The 19,003-nt window shown below is 64.4% G+C and carries 14 protein-coding genes and 2 pseudogenes; 8 read left to right on the forward strand and 8 right to left on the reverse strand.

Annotated elements, in window-relative coordinates; genetic code table 11:
• Positions 1-37: 37 nt before the first annotated feature.
• The 3 genes and pseudogenes from EV667_RS21155 to EV667_RS23110 all read left to right on the forward strand — a co-directional run.
• Positions 38-300, forward strand: a pseudogene (locus EV667_RS21155) (PRC-barrel domain-containing protein).
• A gap of 140 nt (positions 301-440) precedes the next feature.
• Positions 441-545: a KGG domain-containing protein gene (locus tag EV667_RS22785; protein WP_210234595.1), complete on the forward strand. Its 105-nt coding sequence runs from the start codon at positions 441-443 to the stop codon at positions 543-545.
• A gap of 57 nt (positions 546-602) precedes the next feature.
• Positions 603-662, forward strand: a pseudogene (locus tag EV667_RS23110) (KGG domain-containing protein); the annotation flags it as partial.
• A 172-nt stretch (positions 663-834) separates the two neighbouring features.
• Here the strand turns inward: EV667_RS23110 and EV667_RS21165 are convergent.
• From EV667_RS21165 to EV667_RS21185, 5 genes are all read right to left on the reverse strand, one after another.
• Complete coding sequence (locus EV667_RS21165) at positions 835-1,095, reverse strand: hypothetical protein (protein ID WP_131837296.1); 261 nt, start codon at positions 1,093-1,095, stop codon at positions 835-837.
• A 107-nt stretch (positions 1,096-1,202) separates the two neighbouring features.
• Positions 1,203-1,352 carry a hypothetical protein gene (locus EV667_RS23025; protein WP_245516300.1) on the reverse strand — a complete coding sequence of 50 codons (150 nt, stop codon included), beginning with the start codon at positions 1,350-1,352 and terminating at the stop codon, positions 1,203-1,205.
• Positions 1,353-1,965: 613 nt separating this feature from the next.
• Positions 1,966-2,553: a thermonuclease family protein gene (locus EV667_RS23285; protein ID WP_131837298.1), complete on the reverse strand. Its 588-nt coding sequence runs from the start codon at positions 2,551-2,553 to the stop codon at positions 1,966-1,968.
• A 400-nt stretch (positions 2,554-2,953) separates the two neighbouring features.
• Entirely contained in the window at positions 2,954-4,234 is a 1,281-nt protein-coding gene (gene repC / locus EV667_RS21180) for a plasmid replication protein RepC (protein WP_165901676.1), read from the reverse strand.
• 492 nt (positions 4,235-4,726) lie between these two features.
• Entirely contained in the window at positions 4,727-5,065 is a 339-nt protein-coding gene (locus tag EV667_RS21185; protein ID WP_131837300.1) for a MarR family transcriptional regulator, read from the reverse strand.
• A 231-nt stretch (positions 5,066-5,296) separates the two neighbouring features.
• On the opposite strand from EV667_RS21185, the gene EV667_RS21190 reads away from it, so the two are divergent.
• On the forward strand, positions 5,297-5,872 hold the full coding sequence (locus tag EV667_RS21190; protein ID WP_131837301.1) for a hypothetical protein: 576 nt from the start codon (positions 5,297-5,299) through the stop codon (positions 5,870-5,872).
• Between the two features lie 30 nt (positions 5,873-5,902).
• Positions 5,903-7,642, forward strand: a complete 1,740-nt coding sequence (locus EV667_RS21195; RefSeq protein WP_131837302.1) for a DNA topoisomerase — start codon at positions 5,903-5,905, stop codon at positions 7,640-7,642.
• Between the two features lie 115 nt (positions 7,643-7,757).
• Here the strand turns inward: EV667_RS21195 and mazF are convergent, their stop codons facing one another.
• Together mazF and EV667_RS21205 are read right to left on the reverse strand one after the other, a co-directional pair.
• Positions 7,758-8,120 carry an endoribonuclease MazF gene (mazF, locus tag EV667_RS21200; protein ID WP_342636732.1) on the reverse strand — a complete coding sequence of 121 codons (363 nt, stop codon included), beginning with the start codon at positions 8,118-8,120 and terminating at the stop codon, positions 7,758-7,760.
• Positions 8,092-8,334 carry an AbrB/MazE/SpoVT family DNA-binding domain-containing protein gene (locus EV667_RS21205; protein WP_131837303.1) on the reverse strand — a complete coding sequence of 81 codons (243 nt, stop codon included), beginning with the start codon at positions 8,332-8,334 and terminating at the stop codon, positions 8,092-8,094. Before EV667_RS21205 ends, mazF begins: the two co-directional genes overlap by 29 nt.
• 350 nt (positions 8,335-8,684) lie before the next feature.
• Between EV667_RS21205 and EV667_RS21210 the strand changes: the two genes are divergently transcribed.
• The 3 genes from EV667_RS21210 to EV667_RS21220 all read left to right on the forward strand — a co-directional run bounded on the left by EV667_RS21210 (position 8,685) and on the right by EV667_RS21220 (position 17,963).
• Positions 8,685-14,672: a cadherin-like domain-containing protein gene (locus EV667_RS21210; RefSeq protein WP_131837304.1), complete on the forward strand. Its 5,988-nt coding sequence runs from the start codon at positions 8,685-8,687 to the stop codon at positions 14,670-14,672.
• 220 nt (positions 14,673-14,892) lie between these two features.
• Positions 14,893-16,599 (forward strand): type I secretion system permease/ATPase, encoded by a 1,707-nt coding sequence (locus tag EV667_RS21215; RefSeq protein ID WP_131837305.1) that lies wholly within the window; start codon positions 14,893-14,895, stop codon positions 16,597-16,599.
• Positions 16,596-17,963 (forward strand): HlyD family type I secretion periplasmic adaptor subunit, encoded by a 1,368-nt coding sequence (locus EV667_RS21220; RefSeq protein WP_131837306.1) that lies wholly within the window; start codon positions 16,596-16,598, stop codon positions 17,961-17,963. Before EV667_RS21215 ends, EV667_RS21220 begins: the two co-directional genes overlap by 4 nt.
• On the opposite strand, the gene EV667_RS21225 is transcribed toward EV667_RS21220, so the two are convergent.
• Positions 17,917-18,819 carry a LysR family transcriptional regulator gene (locus tag EV667_RS21225; RefSeq protein ID WP_131837307.1) on the reverse strand — a complete coding sequence of 301 codons (903 nt, stop codon included), beginning with the start codon at positions 18,817-18,819 and terminating at the stop codon, positions 17,917-17,919. The two genes, EV667_RS21220 and EV667_RS21225, sit on opposite strands and share 47 nt — an antisense overlap.
• Between the last annotated feature and the right edge of the window lie 184 nt (positions 18,820-19,003).

Here is a 19,003-nt window from a genome sequence, read left to right on the forward strand (position 1 = left end):
ACCGCATGCCTCGATGGCGGTCGCTAAGTCGGCGTCGGTGACGTCAATTGGCTCGGTTGCACTCTGCACCTCGCCCATTACGGTTATCCTTGACGGCGCAACCATCTATGGTCTCGGCGACGAAAAATCGGGCGTGTCTCGCATCTTCATAGCGCCGGCCCAGTCGCCACCGTCGTTGTCGACGTCGGCGGCTTCCTTGGAATCGGCGCCAAGCCGGTCGCTCTTCCGATACAGGATCTCGACTTCATGCGAGACGAGGACGGCGATGTGCACGACGTTACGCGCTTCACCAAGGATTAGTTGAAACAACTGCCAGAGCATACTGATTCCCCCGAAGTCTGACCTTTAGTGGAACGGCATGCACCGGATTTTACCTGGCAACTTTGGAAGTTATTTCCGGTCGTTTGAGCGGGGGCAGAAACTGAGAAGGACATTTCCCCATGGCTAACCAGCAGCACAGTGGCGGTTCTAACAATTTCGCCCAGGATCGTGAACGCGCAAGTGAGGCGGGTCGTAAGGGCGGAGAACATTCTCGCTCGGGCTAGCACAGTCAGTCGAGCGGCGATCAGCGCCAGACTGGCGGATCGTCGGATAACTCGGGCAATTTTGCAAACGATCGCGAACGCACCAGTGAAGCCGGCCGCAAGGGCGGGCAGAAGTAGTGCGCTATGACTGTTAGATGCCCGTTCTGGCGAAGCCGGAGCGGGCATCCGCATGGGCACCCCAAGACCCAAAGCGTGCCTAAGGCCGCCATTTGACATCCGATTCACCGCCACGATCAGACGTGGCGGCGCCGTATATTCGGAGGAATGGCCGGGGGCTGTGCTGCACTCGTTAGATCGATGGCGCGGCCCTGCCGGCGCTATCTCCCTCTGGAACTGAGCCACCGTCGAGAAGCAGCCGATACTCGGACGAGAATGCCTCAATGTGTCCCGGGCTGAATGACCATTCGCCGTCAACTATGCCTTGGCGGATTTCGTTGGCCAGGACCGGCCAAAAGCGCTCCATCAGCTCGGGGATACGCTCCTCGCCGATTCCCTGCTGGCGCAGATCAATGGCGCAGAGTTCGCGGGCCGTTTCTTCGGTGCGCTTCACGCGGGCTCTCCTCTGGTATTGGCGCCCATCCACCGCGTGGAGCACCGGAGAAGAAAAATGCTACCACAGGATCAGCCGGAGGCGAATGTCCACTAGGGGCACAAACGTCAAGGAAAGTACCCTGCAACAGTGGCGGGGTCATCCAGCACGGTGAAGGTCAGTCCGTCGGTCGTTTGCTCTATGGGACGAATGGCGATCCAGCGCCCGGCTTCAGTGACCAGGGTGGCGCGCCCGGCGGCCATGACCTCAATGATCATCGCTACTTCGGACTGAACCCGCCCGGTAGCTTGCGCGGAGCCAAGATCTATCTCGAACGCGGCCGTCGAGGAGCCGAAGCCGCTTGCTCTGAGCCATCCCGTGGCCCTGATCACCCTACCCATGTTCTGTCGCTTACAGTTGCCAGCGGAAAGCGTCTGTCAGCAAAATACGCCCGAGACCCACATCTGGATCTTCGCCACTGTGGTTGGGCTTCTGACAGCCCATACCAGCGTTGTCCCGCTGTAATGGCGGTCAGGGAAGACACTGTCGGGAGCAGACATTGGTTCCTCCATTCCGCGAGGACAAGAAACCAGCCGAGAGCCAGTAACCACGTTCCCCGTGCCGCCGTGCAGTTAGAAACACAGTCAAGCAAGAGTTCGCAGCCGGCTCGCGACCCCCCTTCAATGACCCCACCGCTGTTTCTCACCGGCGCTGTGGACGCTTGATCGTTAAGCCATGGGGCCAACATGTTGTATGTCGAAGATTGGACGCTTTTATCAAGAGCGTCCGGCCTTTCGGTAATTTGATCCGGTCTACGTCACCGCCAGGCGCCGAGAAAGCCAGAAGATGCATCCAACCGACATGCCGTATAAAGCTGCTCCCTTAGGCGCCTCACTTTAATGACCGCTGACGCCACTCGGCGGGTGCGTCGAACGTGCCTGCCCAGAGACCGCGTCGTGCAATCCGAGCGTCGCGTTGTTCCACCGAATATCTCCCACCACTGTATCGGACATAATCAATTGCCCAGCCAGCTCGCACCATCTCGCGGTTGAGGGACACGCCGGCCGCCGTACCGCACTCAGCGACCAGACGCTGATAAGCATCAACGTCCTTGGTTCGGCAAACGACATTGCCGTCACGGCCGATTAGCTGAGCAAGAGACGCTGTCGCCCGGCCCCCACAATCGTAGCGGCGACCTTTTCCGTCTAGACAGGGCTGAGAGCTTTCGGGCGCATCTATACCGAACAAACGGATCCGCGCGCGATGCCCCGCAACCGCAAGGGTGTCGCCGTCGATCACTGTCGCTCGACCTGAGATATTGCGCGAGTTGGCTATAGGGGCCGGCGTCGCCGCCTCGTCACCCATTCGACCGGCGTTGCCGGACCAGTCATATTGAGCGACCGCCACGAGACCCAGGCCAATGAGCAAAGCGAGCTGCAGCCACCTCATGCGCTTCCGTATCCGCCAAAGCAGTCTCATGCATCAGTCCGGGACTTAGGAGCGTAGGCCAAACCGGCCTCCTCTATGGCCCCGTTGGGTGTCAGGCGGCCCTGCACCACGGCGAACTGACCCTCGCGCATAGGGCCATCAGCAATCACGCTCTTGAGGCACCGGCGAAACGTCTTTCCCGCGATCCGTGCTTGCAGCTCTACCCCGCCGCTCGATATTAGGTACAACATCACCTCCGGTTGCGGGGCCGGCTCGGGCACATAAAGATCGAGGGGTAGACGTGTCACGGGAACAGGAATCGATATCTTGGGATGCCCGACATCAATGGGGCTCGACACAACCGCAGACGCGAGAAACAGTGGGGTCAACTTTTGTGGATGGACCTTCGGAAGAGGCCCATCGTTCGGAACAAACCGCTGTCGCCCTTGCATTAACTCGCCTCACCGAGCGTATTCTTAGCCATGGCAAAGAGGCTTCTCGAAATGAAGAGCTCGCCCTTGGCTCCCCGCTGCACAAGCCCGCGCATATAGGCGCCAGCATTCTTGACGTCACCATTGAAAGCGCGCTGCACCGTCACAGCCAGTGCGATGATCGCGACGTCATCGCCAAGCTGCGATTTAGCATCCTCCCAGACCTGGGGGTTAATGTAGGCCATGCGGCAAAGCGGCTGATTGGCGCGGCGGAGGCTGGACCATGATGCGAAGATGTCCGGCAGCGCGCCTGCCACGTCGGGGCACGCCTGCTTCACAAGCGGCAGCGTAATATTGAGAATCTCGCTGTCAGCCGCCTTGCGCGCGGCTTTTCGGTCTTGCTCGACCCCGCCGCCGCCGCAAGGCTTTTCCGGGGAAGCCTCTTCGCCGAAGGCGCTCATATGTGCGTGTCGGTCGTTAGACCGACTCTGATTATCTCGACTCTCTACGATGTCACTAGGGGCTGTATCTTGTATGTGGCGCTCATCTTGTGCGGCATTGGCATCCAAAATCTCTGTTTTTACGAAGGTCGCCAACAGGTCCCTTACCGTCGTGTGGACAACCTCAAGCTCGGCATCGATAGCGTCGATGATCTCTCGGCAGGCCCCGCGCGGAAGGCGCGCGAGGATGCTCTGATAGGCCGCCTGATGTCCGGGCCAGTCGGCCGGCACACCCTCTCGCACGCCGGTCTCGATCATCTTGGTGATGTCGCGCCGGTACAATGACAGTCGCTCTTTCGCGCTGCGCAGGGCTCTCTTTTCAGCCTGCACGGTCTGAGCCAGCCCCAGCAGTTCGTCAGCACGCGCCACGATGGGCGAGAGGTCGAAGCCGAACGCCTGCTCTGTTTTCCCGTCCTGAGCCTTCCGCGCAAAGCGTTTGCCGTTGGGGCTGTCGCGCCGGATGATAAGCCCACAATCAACAAGCACCGCAATGTGCCGCCGCAGCGTCGACACCGGCATGCCGTTTGCCCGCGACGCGAGGTGGTCGTTTGAAGGCCAGACGATGTGTTCGCCGTCACCCGACAAGGCTGTTTCCGGATGGAAGGAGAGCAGGGCGTGGAGGATCGCGAGGGAGCGATCCGTAGCGCCGACCAGCTCCCTGGCCTCTCGTATGGCCTTGAAGATCTGCCATTTGTGAACAATGGCGTCAGGCTTCGCCGATTGGGCGACGAGCTGGGAGGCGACGTGCCCCAGGTCGAGGCATCGTTGGCCGAAGGGCGTGACGAACATCTGAGGCGCCATCAGCGATCGCTCCCGCCTGGTGCGGCCAGTGCCGCTAGAGACGCGAGGTGGCCGCCGCCGACCTGTTCGGTGACGTCGATGGCATCTAGGCCATGGGTATGATTTGACACCGTTTTCTCCTGAAAACGGCAAAAAGGGTTCGTCGCCGGGAGGGGCGTTTTCGCTTGACATGAATTCACGTCCCGGCGAAACTAAACCCATAAATTGCTGGGGTTTTGGCTCAGTTTCGCGCAGGCGAGGGCTATTCCCTGAGACCGAAAGGCTTCGATGTTGATCGCATCGGAGCCTTTTCCTTTTTGTCCGTCTGCTTTTCCTGGTTGCAGATGCGATCGAACGCCGACTCTATGGGCTGGTCGGGCGATTCGAGCGGTTGGCGCGCAACACTAAGCGGGATCGGGATCCCGGGGCAATCATTTATTGTCCGTATATATGTTCAATATGGCGGCGAAGACGTGTGGCATATACGTCTCATATGCAGCCAATCGGCAGCCCTTACAGAGACAGCGCCTTATCCGCAAGCGCGTAGACAAAGACGCGACCTCGACCTCCATCATGCGTTTCGGTCGAGTGCGTAAGCAAACCACGATCTTCCAACGACTTAAAGAGCTCTACGATAACCTGCCTCGGCGCTTTAAGGCGTTCCTTAAGCTTTGATACCGTGATTTTCTCACCGTTTAAATGCATCATGTAGATGTAAGACATTATGCCCGCTTGCTTCAAGCGATGGCTTGCCGTCTCTCCCTCGCGCTCATCCTCGACGATGCAGTCCATTAACTTGGCAACGAAGATCAGTGTTTTAAGCGGGGTATCGGCCGCATAGGGGCTTGGCATGGCATTCTCCGCTGCCTAATATAAGCTGTAAATAGGTCGATGAAAGGCAGGAATCTGCCTCAAAGGCGGGCTTCGGGGTGGTCGCCCCAAAAGCCAGCGGCTTTTCACGGGGGCGCCAAGTCCATGAAGACGGCTGGGTTGAGCGAGGAGAATGGTGTGCCTGACAGCGGAGGGCGCCATCGTGCACAATCTCTGGGTGGTGTTTGCACTGACCAGTTTAGTTTTGCGGGCATGAGCGAAGAGAAGGAATCATCGGGAGCGGGTGGAGAGCTTCGCGAGAAAAGCGGGCGGAGAAGTGTCAGCGTCGGCTTTACTACAACTTTTGTGGGGTGCGCCGTAGCCAGCACGTTTTTTTTTGCCGCTCCAGCGCCAGCGAGCGATTGGGGCTGCCAGGTATTGCTGTGCATTTCCAACCCGGGCGGGCCGATGCAGTACGCGGCGTGCGTCCCGCCCATCGCCCAGCTTTACGACGTTCTGCGGTCCGGCGGGAGCATCCCGACCTGCACAGGCGTGGGCTTTTCATCCTCCACGCCGCGATTCGAGCCCTATCGGTGCGAGGACGGGTCGCTATTGACACGGATCGAAGGCGAGACGGGCTCTGACAGCCTGACCTGCCGCTCGGTCGCCCGCCAGGAAGTCCGACTTGATAAGTGCAGAGGCAGCGAAGCCAGCGAAACTGCCCGGCTGGTGCACAGCGGCGGCAAAGCGGCCTGCATGGATTACACGCACACCCGCCCCGAGGTGCGCGAACAGCCGAATTATGTCGATGTGACCATTGACGGTCTTACGCAGCGGATCTGGTTCTGATGCCCGGCGCCTTGGCGCGGGCCGCTCGGCATCGGCCGCGTTCGCACGCCCACCCTGGGGCTGGTCTGCGCGCGCGAGCTGGAGATACGCGGCTTCACGCCGCGCGATTTCTACGAGATCGAGGCCGTCGTCGCCGGCGCCGCCGGCGCCGCCGGCGAGGGGTCGCTGTGGTATCGCCCGCGCGGAGACGCGCGGATCTTCGATCCGGACAGGGCAGACCGCATAGCGCTCGCGGCCGCGAGCTATCACGGGCCGATCGAGGTCGCACGAGAGGCGCGGAAATCGGTGCCGCCGCGCCCGTTCGATCTGCCGTCTCTGCAGAAGCATGCCGGCAAGTGGGGATGGAGCGCAAAGAAGGTGCTCGATGTCGCCCAGGCGCTCTATGAGCGGCACAAGCTGATCACCTATCCCCAGGCGGAAACCCGCTATCTGCCGGAGAACCTGGTGCCGAGCGCCGGCAACCTGCTCGATGCGCTCCGCGGTATTGGCGAGCTGGCGCCGCAGCTGCCGGCGGTGCCGGTCATTCGCAAGGGCAAGTCCGGTCTTTGGTCTGACGCCGGCATCGCCGGCGCCAGCCATCATGCCCTTATGCCGAACGTCAACGCCCCGAACATGTCGGCCGCCGTGGCGGCGCTGGATCATGATGAGCGGACGCTGTTCGATGCGATCGCGCGGGCCTTCATTGCCGCAATCTCGCCGGACCATGAGTTTGACGAGACCACGCTGTCTTTCGCTGTCGAAGTACCGGCGGCGCCTGGTTCGGTCGACGTGGTGCGCTTTCAGGCGCGAGGGCGCGTCGTCACTCGCCCGGGCTGGAAGGCCGTCCTTGAGGACGAGGAGAATAGGGAGGACGAGGAACAGGGCGATGACGCCGTGCTGCCGGCGTTCGCCAACGGCGACACCGTCTCTTGCACCTCCGTGAGGGCTCGCCCACGTCAGACGACCTCGCCCAAGCGCTATACCGAGGGCGACCTGATCGACGCGATGCACAACGCCTGGCGGTTTGTGAAAGACGAGGCGGAACGCGAGCGCCTGAAGGAAGCCAAGGGCATCGGCACCCCGGCGACGCGGGATTCGATCCTGGAAGGGTTGAAGCGTCAGGGCATGCTGGTCCTGGAGAAGAAGAACCTGGTTCCAACCGATCTGGCGCTCTGGCTCTACAAGCTGCTCTGTGAAAGCGCTCCGGAACTGGTCGACCCGGGCGCGACCGCCCGCATGGAGGCCCGCCTCGATGACGTTCTCGCCGGCTCGGCCGATGCGGATACGGTGATCGGAGAGATAGCCGATCGCGCCGGCGGCCTGGTGGCGCGCCTCTCGGAGGTGGCACCGGCGACGTCTCCGACCTTCAAGCGGCCGCCTTCGGCCGCGATGCTGGCGGCCGCCAGGAACAAGGCCAAGCGTGAGGGCACGCGCCTGCCGCGTGGCGCCGCTGACGATGCCGAGATCTGCCGCACCTTCCTCGGTCCGCGCCGGCTGGCGAGCGCGGGACCTTCGGAAAAGCAGTTCGCCTATGCTCAAAAGCTGTCGCAGGAGACCGGGATGGACTTGCCTGAAGCGGCGCGGCTCGATGCGGCCGCTCTGTCGAAATGGATCGACGCTGCACGGTCTGCCGGCGGAAAGGATCTCGCATCGCCCAAGCAGCGTGAGTGGATCGCAAAGCTGGTGGGGGAGGGGGCCAAGCCGCCGCGCGGCTATCCCGATCGGATCGGCGCGAGCGATGCCCGAGCGTTTCTCGACAAGGCGTTCGGAAAGAAGGCGGCGCGCCGCTGATCGCGGCGCCCGGATGAATGACAGGCAAAGGCGGAGCCTCACGCCTGCGTTGTTCCGTCATGACGGCGGGTGAGCGCCAACATGGCGGGATACTCGTTCTTCGGGCTGCAGCAGCTCAGGGTCGACCGATCAACGATCGTGCTTTGGCCCGGACTTGGGCGAGCTCTGAATCGGATATCCGCCCTTTGAAGCTGGCGGCTCGGACCCGCCAGTCCAGGGATTTTACCTGATCTGCCAGAACGGCGCCTTGTCGCTCGTCCTCAATCGGTACCTCAAATGGGTACCCCTTGCGCTTGGTCGTCAGGGGGCAACACAGCATCAGCCCGAGGCGATTATAGGATGTGGGCGATAGCACGACGGCAGGGCGATGCCCCGCTTGCTCGTGTCCTGCTTGCGGTGAGAATTGAAGCCAGACGATATCGCCGGCTTCGGGAACATAGGCCACCACCTTAAAGTGCCTCTTTTCCGACTGGCTCACCGAAATCGACTTCCTCGTGCATGTTCTCGGGAGTGATAGCAGAGATCAGCTCATCGAGATCATATTCGAGGCTCTTGATCGGCTCGATGATGATGGCACCATTGTCAGAGCGGATATCAACGGTCTGGTCCAAGCTCAGCCCTGCCTCAGCCAGCAAGGAGGCAGGAATTCTCACCGAGGCACTGTTGCCCCATTTTTTCACAACAGCTCGCATTACGACCCTCCTGTAGCAACAATGTCGATACTAGCTGTGCGGCGGGAGAGTAGCAACGATGTTGCTACGAGGTCTCGGCGGGTCCCCCGGCCGCGCCGCCATTCCACCCTGCGTGATCTGCCAACGCCTCTCGGTTAACCGAGGGTTGCGACCTCTTCAACCAGTCCATCTGGCGAGGCCGACTGAAGAAACGGCAGAATCTGCGTCTTATCGAGAATGTCGATACCGCCCATTGTTTATAGGAATGGCGCGGAACCCAAGTTATTCAACAAGCTGTCACGTAGGAAAACTACTTCGAATGCCCATGCAATGCGCACTCTCCGGCGCGTATACAATGGGAATTGAAAACAATGACCAGCATTGTCAGCCCCATCCTCGATTTCATGGCGAAGCGTGGCTCGGAAGATCGCGTCATCGATCTGGATGACGTGTTCGGTGGCAACGGCCTCGCCTACACGATCGCGAGCAGTGATCCTTCGGTCGCCGCAGTCCGGATCGAGGGCAGCGCGCTGACCATCGATTTTCTTGACACGCTTGGCTACACCGATCTCAAGATCTCCGCGACCGATGCTGACGGCGCCACGGCGGTGGAGAATGTGCGTGTGCGTGTGGCCAGCGAGAGCGCCTTCACCATCGCGGTGATGCCCGACACGCAGGACTACACGTCCAACCCCGACCTCAACCACATCTTTGGCGACATGACCCAGTGGCTGGTCGACCACCAGGAAAGCCTGGGCATCGAGTTCGCTATCCATGTCGGCGACATCACCCAGCGCAACACGGCGGAAAACTGGGCGATCGCCGAGGCGGCGCTGCGCACGCTGGACGGCAAGATCCCCTATTCGCTGCTGCCGGGAAACCACGACCAGAGCGACCAGGGCCGCGCCAACGACCACAGCTCGGTCTATCTCGACGACCTGTTCTCGCCGGAGAAGCAGGCCGCCACCAGCCCCACCTTTGGCGGCGTCTATGACCAGGAGCCGGAAAGCTCCAAGAACAACTACCATACCTTCACCGCGCCTGATGGCACCAAGTGGCTGGTGATGTCGATGGAATTCGGCGTGCGCGACGACGTGCTGCGCTGGGCCGGCGATGTCATCGAGGCGCATGCCGATCACCGCGTCATCATCGCCAACCACTCGATGACCAACTTCGCCGGCCGCCACGACCCGCTCGGCTCGCCGCTGTTCAACGAGGGCACCGGCTACGACTACGGCATGGGCAACACGCTCGAAAACCCCAATGATGGCGAGACCATCTGGCGCGAGCTGGCCAGCAAGTACCCGAATGTGGCGATGACGTTCTCCGGCCACATCTTCGGCGACGGCGCCGAAACCGTGACCAGCTACAACCAGTATGGCCAGCCGGTTCACCAGATGCTGGTGAACTACCAGAACGGCGTCGCCAACGAGATCAATGGCGGGCGCGGCGGCAATGGCGCCATCCGCCTGGTCGTGGTCGACCCGGAAGCCGGCACCATCTCGACCGAGACCTATTTCACCGAATTCGACAGCTACCTCACCGGCGGGCGCACCGAAGGCGAGCTGCAGGGCGACTACAAGGAGCACGAACAGGTGCTCGACGGGCTCGATCTCGGCCCGGTGACGCCGCAGGCGCTGGCCGATGCCGGCGACGACATCTTCGCCACCGTCACCGCCGGGGCCGACGAGGGCGCGGTGGTCCTCGATGCCAGCGGCTCGCGCAATCCGGGCGACGCGATCGTCGCCTATCGCTGGCTCGACAAGGACGGCCAGGTGGTCGCCACCGGCCAGAAGCCGACCGTTTCCTTCGAGGTCGGCAGCCACAAGCTGACCCTCGAGGTCGAGGACCGCGCCGGCGTGGTGACGCGCGACGAGATCCGCGTCGTCATCAGCGGCGAGCGAACCCTGCTGGTCGACAATTTCAACGATGGCGACGCCGCCGGCTGGACCACGGTGCGGCCGCTGCTGGCGAATACGACCATTCTCGAGACCGCCTCGCAAGCCGGCGCCCCGGCGCTGGCGGGCGGCGATGCCGGCGTGCTCTCTTTCCCCCCGCTCGAAGGCAGCCAGTACTACCATGTGCAGCCGGACTTCGAGCCGTCCGCCGGCGATGACTTCGAATCCTACACGCTGATGATGGACCTGATGGTCTATGACGGCCAGGGCGCCTATTTCTCGCTGTTTCAGAACGACCTCGAAAACGCCGAGGACGGCGTCATCTTCATCGAGAACAAGAACAACGGCACCGGCACGCTTGAAATCCTCCGCGGCGCCCACGGCACCATCACCTATGGCCAGTGGCACCGCATCGCGCTGACGGTCGAGAAGATCGACGACGCCACCGCGACGCTGAGCAAATATATCGACGGCACCTTCGTCGGCTCGCAGGTGGTGGCGATGGACCGCCTGAAGATCGACGGCGAGGGCGGATTCTACCTGCTCGCCGACGACAATGGCGAAAGCGGCTACGGACATCTCAACAGCGTCGTGTTCTCCGACCGCGTGTTCACCGCAAGCGAGATCGCCGACATGGGCGGCGCCAAGGCCGCCGGCCCGCTCTCCGCGGTGAGCGATGGGCGCACGGTGCAGTTCGACTTCAATGGCGACATCGCCGCCAGCCTCGGCGCCGGCACGATCACCATCGTCGACAAGAAGGGCGACGCCTTGGAGTCGCTGACCACCTTCGGCACGGCCGCTTCCTACGGCATTCCCGAGCTGCCGGGCGGTAACGACCAGGTGATGTTCTTCCCCGCGCCGAAGGAGAAGCAGGGCTTCGTGGTGACTCCGGCCGGCGATGACGACGTCATCACCGACTACAGCCTCGTCATGGACGTGCTAATTCCCGACGGCCAGGGCCGCTACATCTCGCTGCTCCAGACCGACCCGAGCAACAGCAACGACGGCGACGTCTTCATCCGCCGCAACAACAGCACCGGCATGGCCGAACTCGGCGGCGGCGGCTATGACGGCGCCTTCGCCTATGGCGAGTGGCAGCGCATCGCGCTGGTGGTGGACCAGGGCGCGGACGGCACCGTCACCCTCACCAAATATCTGAACGGCACGCTCATCGGCTCGCGGGTCGTGGATGCCGAGCGCTTCAAGCTCGATGGCGAGAAGGGCTTCCTGCTGTTCGCCGACGAGGACGGTGAAATGTCCGACGCCTATGTGAACAGCGTGTCGTTCACCGAGGGCGTGCTCTCGGCCGAGCAGATCGCGGCGCTCGGCGGCGCCAAGGCCGGCGGCATCTTCACCCAGGCGCCGGATCAAAACACCACGCAGTTCGACTTCTCCGGCACCCTCGACGCCACCTTCGGCAATGCCCAGCTCGACTTCCTGGACGAATCCGACACCGGCTTCTGGAAGGTGAAAGGCAGCGTTCATTCGCGCAAGGATGACGATGCGTCGATCGACGCCCCGGAAGGCGCACTCTACTACTCGCAGGACAATCCCGACAAGCTTCTGGTGTGGAACGACCCTGCCGCACTGGCGTGGGACAATTATGTGTTCGACGTCACCATCCGTTCCACCGATGACGATGTGATCGGCGCGGCGTTTTACTACGCCGATCAAAGCAATCACTATCGGCTCGAACTCGACGGCGAGGGCTATACACGCCAGCTGATCAAGGTGCAGGACGGCGTCGAGACCGTGCTGGCCTCGGCCACGGGCGGCTACCGGTTCAATGACGAGATGGAACTGCGCATCGCCGTGGTGAATGGCGAGATCACCGTGCTGCTCGACGACGTCAACGTCTTCGGCGGGCCGGTGATCGACAGCGCGCCGCTCGGCGGGGGCACCATCGGCGTGCTCTCCAGCAACCAGAAGAGCGCGATCTTCGACAATGTGGCGGTCAACGAGGTGGCGCTGGCCGCGCATGGCGCCGGCGACATGCGCAGCATTGACCAGGATGGCGACGGCTTCGCCACGGTCGCGCTGTCGGCCTCCGGTTCCTTCGGGCCGGATGCCATCGTGGCCTATCGCTGGCTGCTCGATGGCGAGGAAATCGGCACCGGCAAGGAGGCTGTCCTCTCTCTTCCCGTGGGCACCAAGGCGGTGACGCTCGAAGTCACCGACGCCGCCGGCAAGACCTCCAGCGACTATGTGAAGGTCGATGTCGTGGGCGCCGACAAGGTGCTGCTGAGCGAGGGCTTCACGGGCGGCACGCTCGCCGGCTGGACCCTTGTCGACGAGGGTACGCTGGGCGGCGCCTCCGACTGGCAGCTGCGCGACGGCAAGCTGTTCCAGATGTCGGACATTCATTCCCGCCAGCTGATCTCGAACGGCAACGCCTCCGATCCCGACCCGTGGAACCGTGGCTGGAGCCCACTGGGCGATGGCTACAACGCGCTGCGCACGGGCACCTACGCCCTGTACAACGCGCCCGAAGCTGCGGAGTGGAGCGACTATTCGGTCGAAGTCACCATCGTCACCCCGGACGATGACGGCCTGGGCATCCTGCTGCACTACCAGGACCCGCAGAACTACTACAAGATGGAACTCGACCGCGAAGGCGGCCTCTGGCAGTTGCGCAGCATGGTCGATGGCTATGAGAAGACCCTCGCCCAGGTGCCGGGCCGCTATATCAGCGGCGAGCCGATCCATCTGCGCGTCGACACGGCCGGCGGCAAGATGCAGGCCTATGTCAATGGCGAGCCGGTCTTCGCCTATGACATTGAGGACCACAATCTCGACGCCGGCACGGTCGGCCTCTATTCCTGGGGCAGCGCGGGCGTCGCGTTCGATAATCTGAGCGTGGTGTCGCTAGCGGATGTGCCGGTGCAGCCCGGCGACAATGCCGCGCCGGAGGCGGCGAACGATACCGGCTTCTCGCTGGCGGCAGGCTCCTCGCTGATGCTGGCCGCGGCTCTGCTGCTCGCCAATGATAGCGATGCCGACGCCGATGACCTCGCTATCGTCTCGGTGCAGGAGGCCGTCGGCGGCACGGTGGTGCTTGACGATGCCGGAAACGTCCTGTTCAAGGCGACCGCAGGCTTCTCCGGAACGGCGTCGTTCAGCTACACCGTTTCCGACGGCAAGGGCGGCACGGACAAGGCCACCGTCACGCTTAACGTGGAGGCGGCAGCCAACCGGAACCCCGACGCGCTCGACGACCGGCTCTATGTCCTGGAAGAGGCGGTGGTGACGCTGGCGGCCTCCAGCCTGCTCGCCAATGACACAGACGCCGATGGAAACATCCTTACCCTTGTCTCGGTGCAGGGCGCGACCAACGGCGCGGTCGCGCTGGTCGACGGCAAGGTGGTGTTCACCCCGGCCGACGGCTTCACCGGGGCCGCCTCGTTCACCTACATCGTCTCCGACGGCAAGGGCGGCCAGGACACGGCGAAGGTGGTGGTCAACGTCCAGCCGCGCCCGAACGCCGCGCCAGTGGCGCAGAATGACGGCGGCTTCACGGTCACGGCGGGCCTCGCCCTCTCACTGGCGGCGGCGGCGCTGCTGGTCAACGACACCGATGCCGACGCCGATACGCTCAGTATCCTCTCGGTGCAGGGCGCGACCTATGGCTCGGTGGCGCTGGTCGACGGCGAGATTGTGTTCACGGCGGCGGCAGGCTATGAGGGCCCGGCCTCGTTCACCTACATCGTCGCCGACGGACAGGGCGGCACCTCGACCGCAACCGTCTCGCTGACCGTCGAGGCGGCGGAGGTGGAGGAGCCCGGCCATGAGGGCTGGCAGCACGGCACTACGGGCGATGACGTGCTTGGCGGCCCCTCCACGACAAGCGTCCGCATCTTCGGCGACGCCGGCGACGACACAATTCGCGGCGGCCTTCGCGACGACCAGCTCGATGGCGGCGAGGGCTCGGACCTCCTGCGCGGCGGCATCGGGCATGACCGGCTTGCCGGCGGTACCGGCGATGACGTTCTCGAGGGCGGGATCGGCAATGACCGGCTCGAAGGCGGCGAAGGCGACGACGAGCTTCGCGGCGGCATCGGCAGCGACACGCTTGACGGCGGGGAGGGCGAGGATGTCCTCGAAGGCGGCATCGGCAATGATGCTCTCGACGGCGGCAGCGGCGACGACGAGCTGAAGGGAGGCCTGGGCCGCGACCTTCTCGAAGGCGGCGAGGGCGACGACTTTCTCTCGGGCGGCATTGGCCGCGATGTCTTCGTGTTCGGAGCGAATTCGGGTGGTGACATCATTACCGACTTCCGTGCCGGCCAGGACAGCATCGAGCTCCAGGGGCTCGACTTCGAGACCTTCGATCAGGTGTTGGCGGCCATGGTCGACACGGAGGAGGGCGTGGTTCTCCAGCTGGATACGAGCGGCAACAACTATGTGCTCATCGAGCACACCACCCGCAGCGGCCTCGGCGCCGACGATTTCGCCTTCGTCTGAGCCGCCCGCTTCTGACCGGCCGCGAACGGTTCCCGTGCGACCCCACCGGCGGCCGGCGGCCGGTGGGGTCTTCCCCTGCCGGTCGCCAGTCCTGTCGCCGGCCGGCCGAAATGGCGCGCGTCACGTACCTGTCAGCCCGCAGCACTAAGCACGGCCTTCGATCGGCCGTCGTGCCGGTCCGAACCGTCGACCAAAGAGCGCCAGCCCTAGAGTGCCAGCCATGAAAATACTGAGCGGTTCCCCGTCAGCCTCGCCCGTCGCCGCCGCCTTCGCCTCCTGCCGAAGCGTTCTGGTCGGCATCGGCGCCCTGAGCTGCGTCATCAATCTGTTGATGCTGACCGGCCCGTTCTTCATGCTGCAGATCTATGACCGCGTGCTGGCGAGCCGGAGCCTGCCAACCCTCGTCGCGCTGCTGGTGCTCGCCATGGTGCTCTATGCGTTTCAGGGCGTGCTCGACCTGCTGCGTGCCCGCGTGCTGGTGGGGCTCGGCATGCGGCTCGATGCGAAGCTGCGCCCGCTTTCCTTCGACCTCATGTCCGCCCTGGTGCTTAAGCGTGGGCGCGATGGCAACGGCCAGCAGCCGGTGCGCGATCTCGACCAGATACGCCAGTTCCTCTCGGGCCAGGGCCCGGTCGCCATTTTCGACCTGCCCTGGATGCCGCTCTATCTCGGCGTGCTGTTCCTGTTCCACCCGGTGTTCGGGCTGGTCGGCCTTGCCGGCATCCTCGTGCTCTGCGCCTTCATGCTGATCACCGAATTCGCCACAAGGGCGCCGACCCGCATCGCCGCCCGCCGGTCTTCCACCCGCAACGGGCTGGCGGAAACCTATTGCCGCAATGCCGAGACCATCACCGCCATGGGCCTGACCGCGACCATGCGGGCGCGCTGGTTCGAGGCCCATGCCGCCTATCTCGGCGACAACCAGCGCGCGGTGAATGTGGCGGGCGACCTCTCTGCGCTGAGCAAGGTGTTCCGCTTCCTGCTGCAATCGCTGATGCTGGCGGCCGGCGCCTGGCTGGTGATCGAGGGCGAGGCCTCGTCCGGCGCGATGATCGCCTCCTCCATTCTGTCGTCACGGGCACTGGCGCCGGTGGAGTTGGCCATCTCCAACTGGCGCGGCTTCATCGCGGCGCGGCAGGCACACGCACGGCTGTCGGCGCTGTCGGCGGAGTTTCCCCCCGCGCCCCAGACGATGCCGCTGCCGGCCCCGAAGGCGCGGCTCGATGTCGCCGCGCTCGCCGTCGCGCCCCCGGGCCAGCCCAAGGCGACCATTGCCGGCCTCAGCTTCGCCGTGGAGGCGGGCAGCGCGGTCGGTGTTATCGGCCATAGCGGCTCGGGCAAGTCGACGCTGGCACGCGGGCTGGTCGGCGTCTGGCCCTCGTCCAAGGGCGGCGTGCGGCTCGACGGCGCGGCGATCGAGCAGTGGGACCGCGACGCGCTGGGCGCCCATATCGGCTATCTCCCGCAGGATATCGAGCTGTTCGACGGCACCGTGGCAGAAAACATCGCCCGCTTCCGCGCCGATGCCGCGCCCGCCGCGATCATCGCCGCCGCCGAGCGCGCCGGGGTGCACGAGCTGATCCTGAAGCTGCCCGACGGCTATGACACGCGCCTCGGAGAGGGCGGAATCGCGCTGTCCGCCGGCGAGCGCCAGCGCGTGGCACTGGCGCGGGCGCTCTATGGCGAGCCCTTTCTCATCGTGCTCGACGAGCCCAACTCCAATCTCGACGCCGATGGCGAGGCGGCGTTGACGCGGGCGATCATGTGGGCGCGCGAGGCCAAGCGTGTCGTCGTCGTCATTGCCCACCGGCCGAGCGCGCTGGCGGCGGTCGATCTCGTACTGATGATGGGCGCCGGCCAGCAGCAGGCCTTCGGCCCGAAGGAGCAGGTTCTGGGCAAGGTTCTCAAGACGCCGGTGGCCGCATGACCGACACTCTCGCCGCCGACACCCTGTTCGCCCGCCTGCGTGCGCGGCTCTCCCGCCTGCTTCCGGCGGCCAGCGTGGCCGATGACGGGGTCAACCGCCATCTGTGGCTGGCCCTCATCGTCGCGCTCTTCCTCGTGGTCGGCTGCGGCGGCTGGGCGGCCACCGCCGCGCTCAACGGCGCGGTATTGGCGGCGGGCACGGTGGTGGTGGAGAGCCACGCCAAGCGCATCCAGCATCCCGAGGGCGGCGTGGTCGGCGAGATCCGGGTGCGAAACGGCCAGAAGGTGGCGGCGGCAGACGTTCTGCTGCGGCTCGACGACACCGTCACCCGCGCCAATCTCGCCGTGGTCGATACCCAGCTGGTCGAGCTGGCTGCCCGCCGCGCCCGGCTGGAGGCCGAGCGCGATTCCCGGAGCACCATCGACTACTCCGCCGCGCTGCTGGCGCGGCGCGCGGAGGAGAATGCGGGCCGGGCGATCGAAGGCGAGGTCAGCCTGTTCAATTCCCGCCGTGCCGCACTGGAAGGCCAGGTGCTGCAAATGCGCGCCCGCATCGAGCAGCTGGTCGACGAGGCCGCCGGCCTGTCCGCCCAGATCACGGCGAAGAGCGCGGAACTGGGCTACATCGCCGAGGAGATCGCCGGTGCCACCGAGCTGCACGGCAAGGGGCTGACGCCGCTGACGCGGCTGCGCTCGCTCCAGCGCGAGCAGGTCCGCATCGAGGGCGAGCGCGGGCAGCTCCAGGCCGAGTTGGCCCGCTCACGCGGGCGCACCAGCGAGACCGAGCTGCAGATCATCCAGATCGGCCAGGACATGCGCGCCGAGGTGATCGAGGAACTGCGCGAGATCGAGGGCAAATGGGCCGAGCTGCAGGAGCGTCGCATCGCCGCGCAGGACAAGCTGACCCGCGTGGAGCTGATCGCGCCGATTTCCGGCGTGGTGCACGAGCTGGCCACCCACACGGTGGGCGGGGTAATCGCCCCCGGCGAGACGGCAATGCTGATCGTGCCCGAGCACGACCGTCTGGTGGTCGAGATCCATGTCAACCCGGCCGATATCGACCAGGTGTTGATCGGCCAGCCGGCCATAGTGCGGCTTTCCGCCTTTAGCCAGAAGTCCACACCGGAACTGGCCGGCACGGTGGCGCGCATCGCCGCCGACCTCACCAAGGACGAGAAGGCTGGCACCAGCTTCTATGTCGCGCAGGTCGCCCTGCCGGCGCAGGAAATCGCCCGGCTGAACGGGCTGCAGCTGATGCCCGGCATGCCGGCCGAGGTTCATCTGCAGACCGGCGAGCGCACGGCGCTGAGCTACCTCGTCAAGCCGCTTCGGGACCAGATCGCGCGGGCGATGCGGGAGGAGTGAAGGTCGCGGCGGCGCAGGCGAAGAACTCCGTGACGATGGGCAGCCGGCGTCGCTCGTCGAGGCAGACGAGATATTCGTCGATGGCGAGTGGCGCGTCTCGCAGCGGCAGGAAGCGCAGCCGCGTATCGAAGCCGAACTCCAGATCCGCCACGACCCCGGCGCCGAAGCCGGCGGCCACCGCCTCGCGCACCCCCTCGCGGGTCGAGACTTCGAGGATCGGCCCGAGCGAAATGTCCTGAAGCGCCAGATTCTGCTCGAACACCTCGCGGGTGCGCGAGCCGCGCTCGCGCAGCACGAAGGGGCAGCCACTGAGATCGGCAAGGCACAGCTCTGTGCGGGCGGTCCAGGGGTGCCGCTCGGGCAGGAAGATGCCGATCTTCATCGAGGAGAGCGGGCGCACATGCAGCCGCGGATCGGTGGGCAGTTGCGCGGTGATGCCGATATCGGCGCGATATTCCAGCAATTGCTCGATCACGCTGTCAGAATTCTGCACGATGAGCGAGAACACCAGCCGCGGGCGCTGCTGCTTCAGCGCCCGCAGGATTGGCAACGAGTGCACCACGCCATCGGCGGCGATGCGCAGGCGCCCGCCCTCATTGGTGCGGCTTTTGAGCAGGGTGCGCGCCTCCGCCAGCGCTGCGAACAGGCGCGAGGTGACCTTGTAGAGCGCCTCCCCGTCCGGGGTGAGGGTGACGCCGCGCGCCTTGCGCTCGAACAGCGCCATGCCGGACGCCGCCTCTAGCTGGCGGACCTGGCCAGACAGGGTCGACTGGCTGACCGCCATGCCGCGCGCGGCCTGGGAATAGCTGCCGGCGACGGCCACGAAATGGAAAGCGCGAAGCTGGGTAACCGACATGTTTCTCAGCAGCCTTCTGCGAATGAGAACCTGTCTCGAAAAGCCGGCAGCTGCGGTGTCCGGAAGATCGGCAGACGGTTCTGCACGGGGGAATCGTGGGCGCGGGAACACATGATGAAGGACAGCTTAGCGCGGCAAAAGATTCTGAATTGTGACAGGTGCCTTGTTACCGACAATCGGTGGC

The sequence above is a fragment of the Ancylobacter aquaticus genome (genome assembly GCF_004339465.1).
Lineage (GTDB): Bacteria > Pseudomonadota > Alphaproteobacteria > Rhizobiales > Xanthobacteraceae > Ancylobacter > Ancylobacter aquaticus.

What these genes read in the sequence shown, in the direction of transcription:
- EV667_RS21220 (WP_131837306.1), top strand. Translation starts at nt 16,596, where the DNA reads ATGACCGACACTCTCGCCGCCGACACCCTGTTCGCCCGCCTGCGTGCG.
- EV667_RS21205 (WP_131837303.1), bottom strand. Translation starts at nt 8,334, where the DNA reads ATGCGAGCTGTTGTGAAAAAATGGGGCAACAGTGCCTCGGTGAGAATT.
- EV667_RS23285 (WP_131837298.1), bottom strand. Translation starts at nt 2,553, where the DNA reads ATGAGACTGCTTTGGCGGATACGGAAGCGCATGAGGTGGCTGCAGCTC.
- EV667_RS21225 (WP_131837307.1), bottom strand. Translation starts at nt 18,819, where the DNA reads ATGTCGGTTACCCAGCTTCGCGCTTTCCATTTCGTGGCCGTCGCCGGC.
- repC (WP_165901676.1), bottom strand. Translation starts at nt 4,234, where the DNA reads ATGGCGCCTCAGATGTTCGTCACGCCCTTCGGCCAACGATGCCTCGAC.
- EV667_RS22785 (WP_210234595.1), top strand. Translation starts at nt 441, where the DNA reads ATGGCTAACCAGCAGCACAGTGGCGGTTCTAACAATTTCGCCCAGGAT.
- EV667_RS21190 (WP_131837301.1), top strand. Translation starts at nt 5,297, where the DNA reads ATGAGCGAAGAGAAGGAATCATCGGGAGCGGGTGGAGAGCTTCGCGAG.
- EV667_RS21210 (WP_131837304.1), top strand. Translation starts at nt 8,685, where the DNA reads ATGACCAGCATTGTCAGCCCCATCCTCGATTTCATGGCGAAGCGTGGC.
- EV667_RS21185 (WP_131837300.1), bottom strand. Translation starts at nt 5,065, where the DNA reads ATGCCAAGCCCCTATGCGGCCGATACCCCGCTTAAAACACTGATCTTC.
- EV667_RS23025 (WP_245516300.1), bottom strand. Translation starts at nt 1,352, where the DNA reads ATGATCATTGAGGTCATGGCCGCCGGGCGCGCCACCCTGGTCACTGAA.
- EV667_RS21215 (WP_131837305.1), top strand. Translation starts at nt 14,893, where the DNA reads ATGAAAATACTGAGCGGTTCCCCGTCAGCCTCGCCCGTCGCCGCCGCC.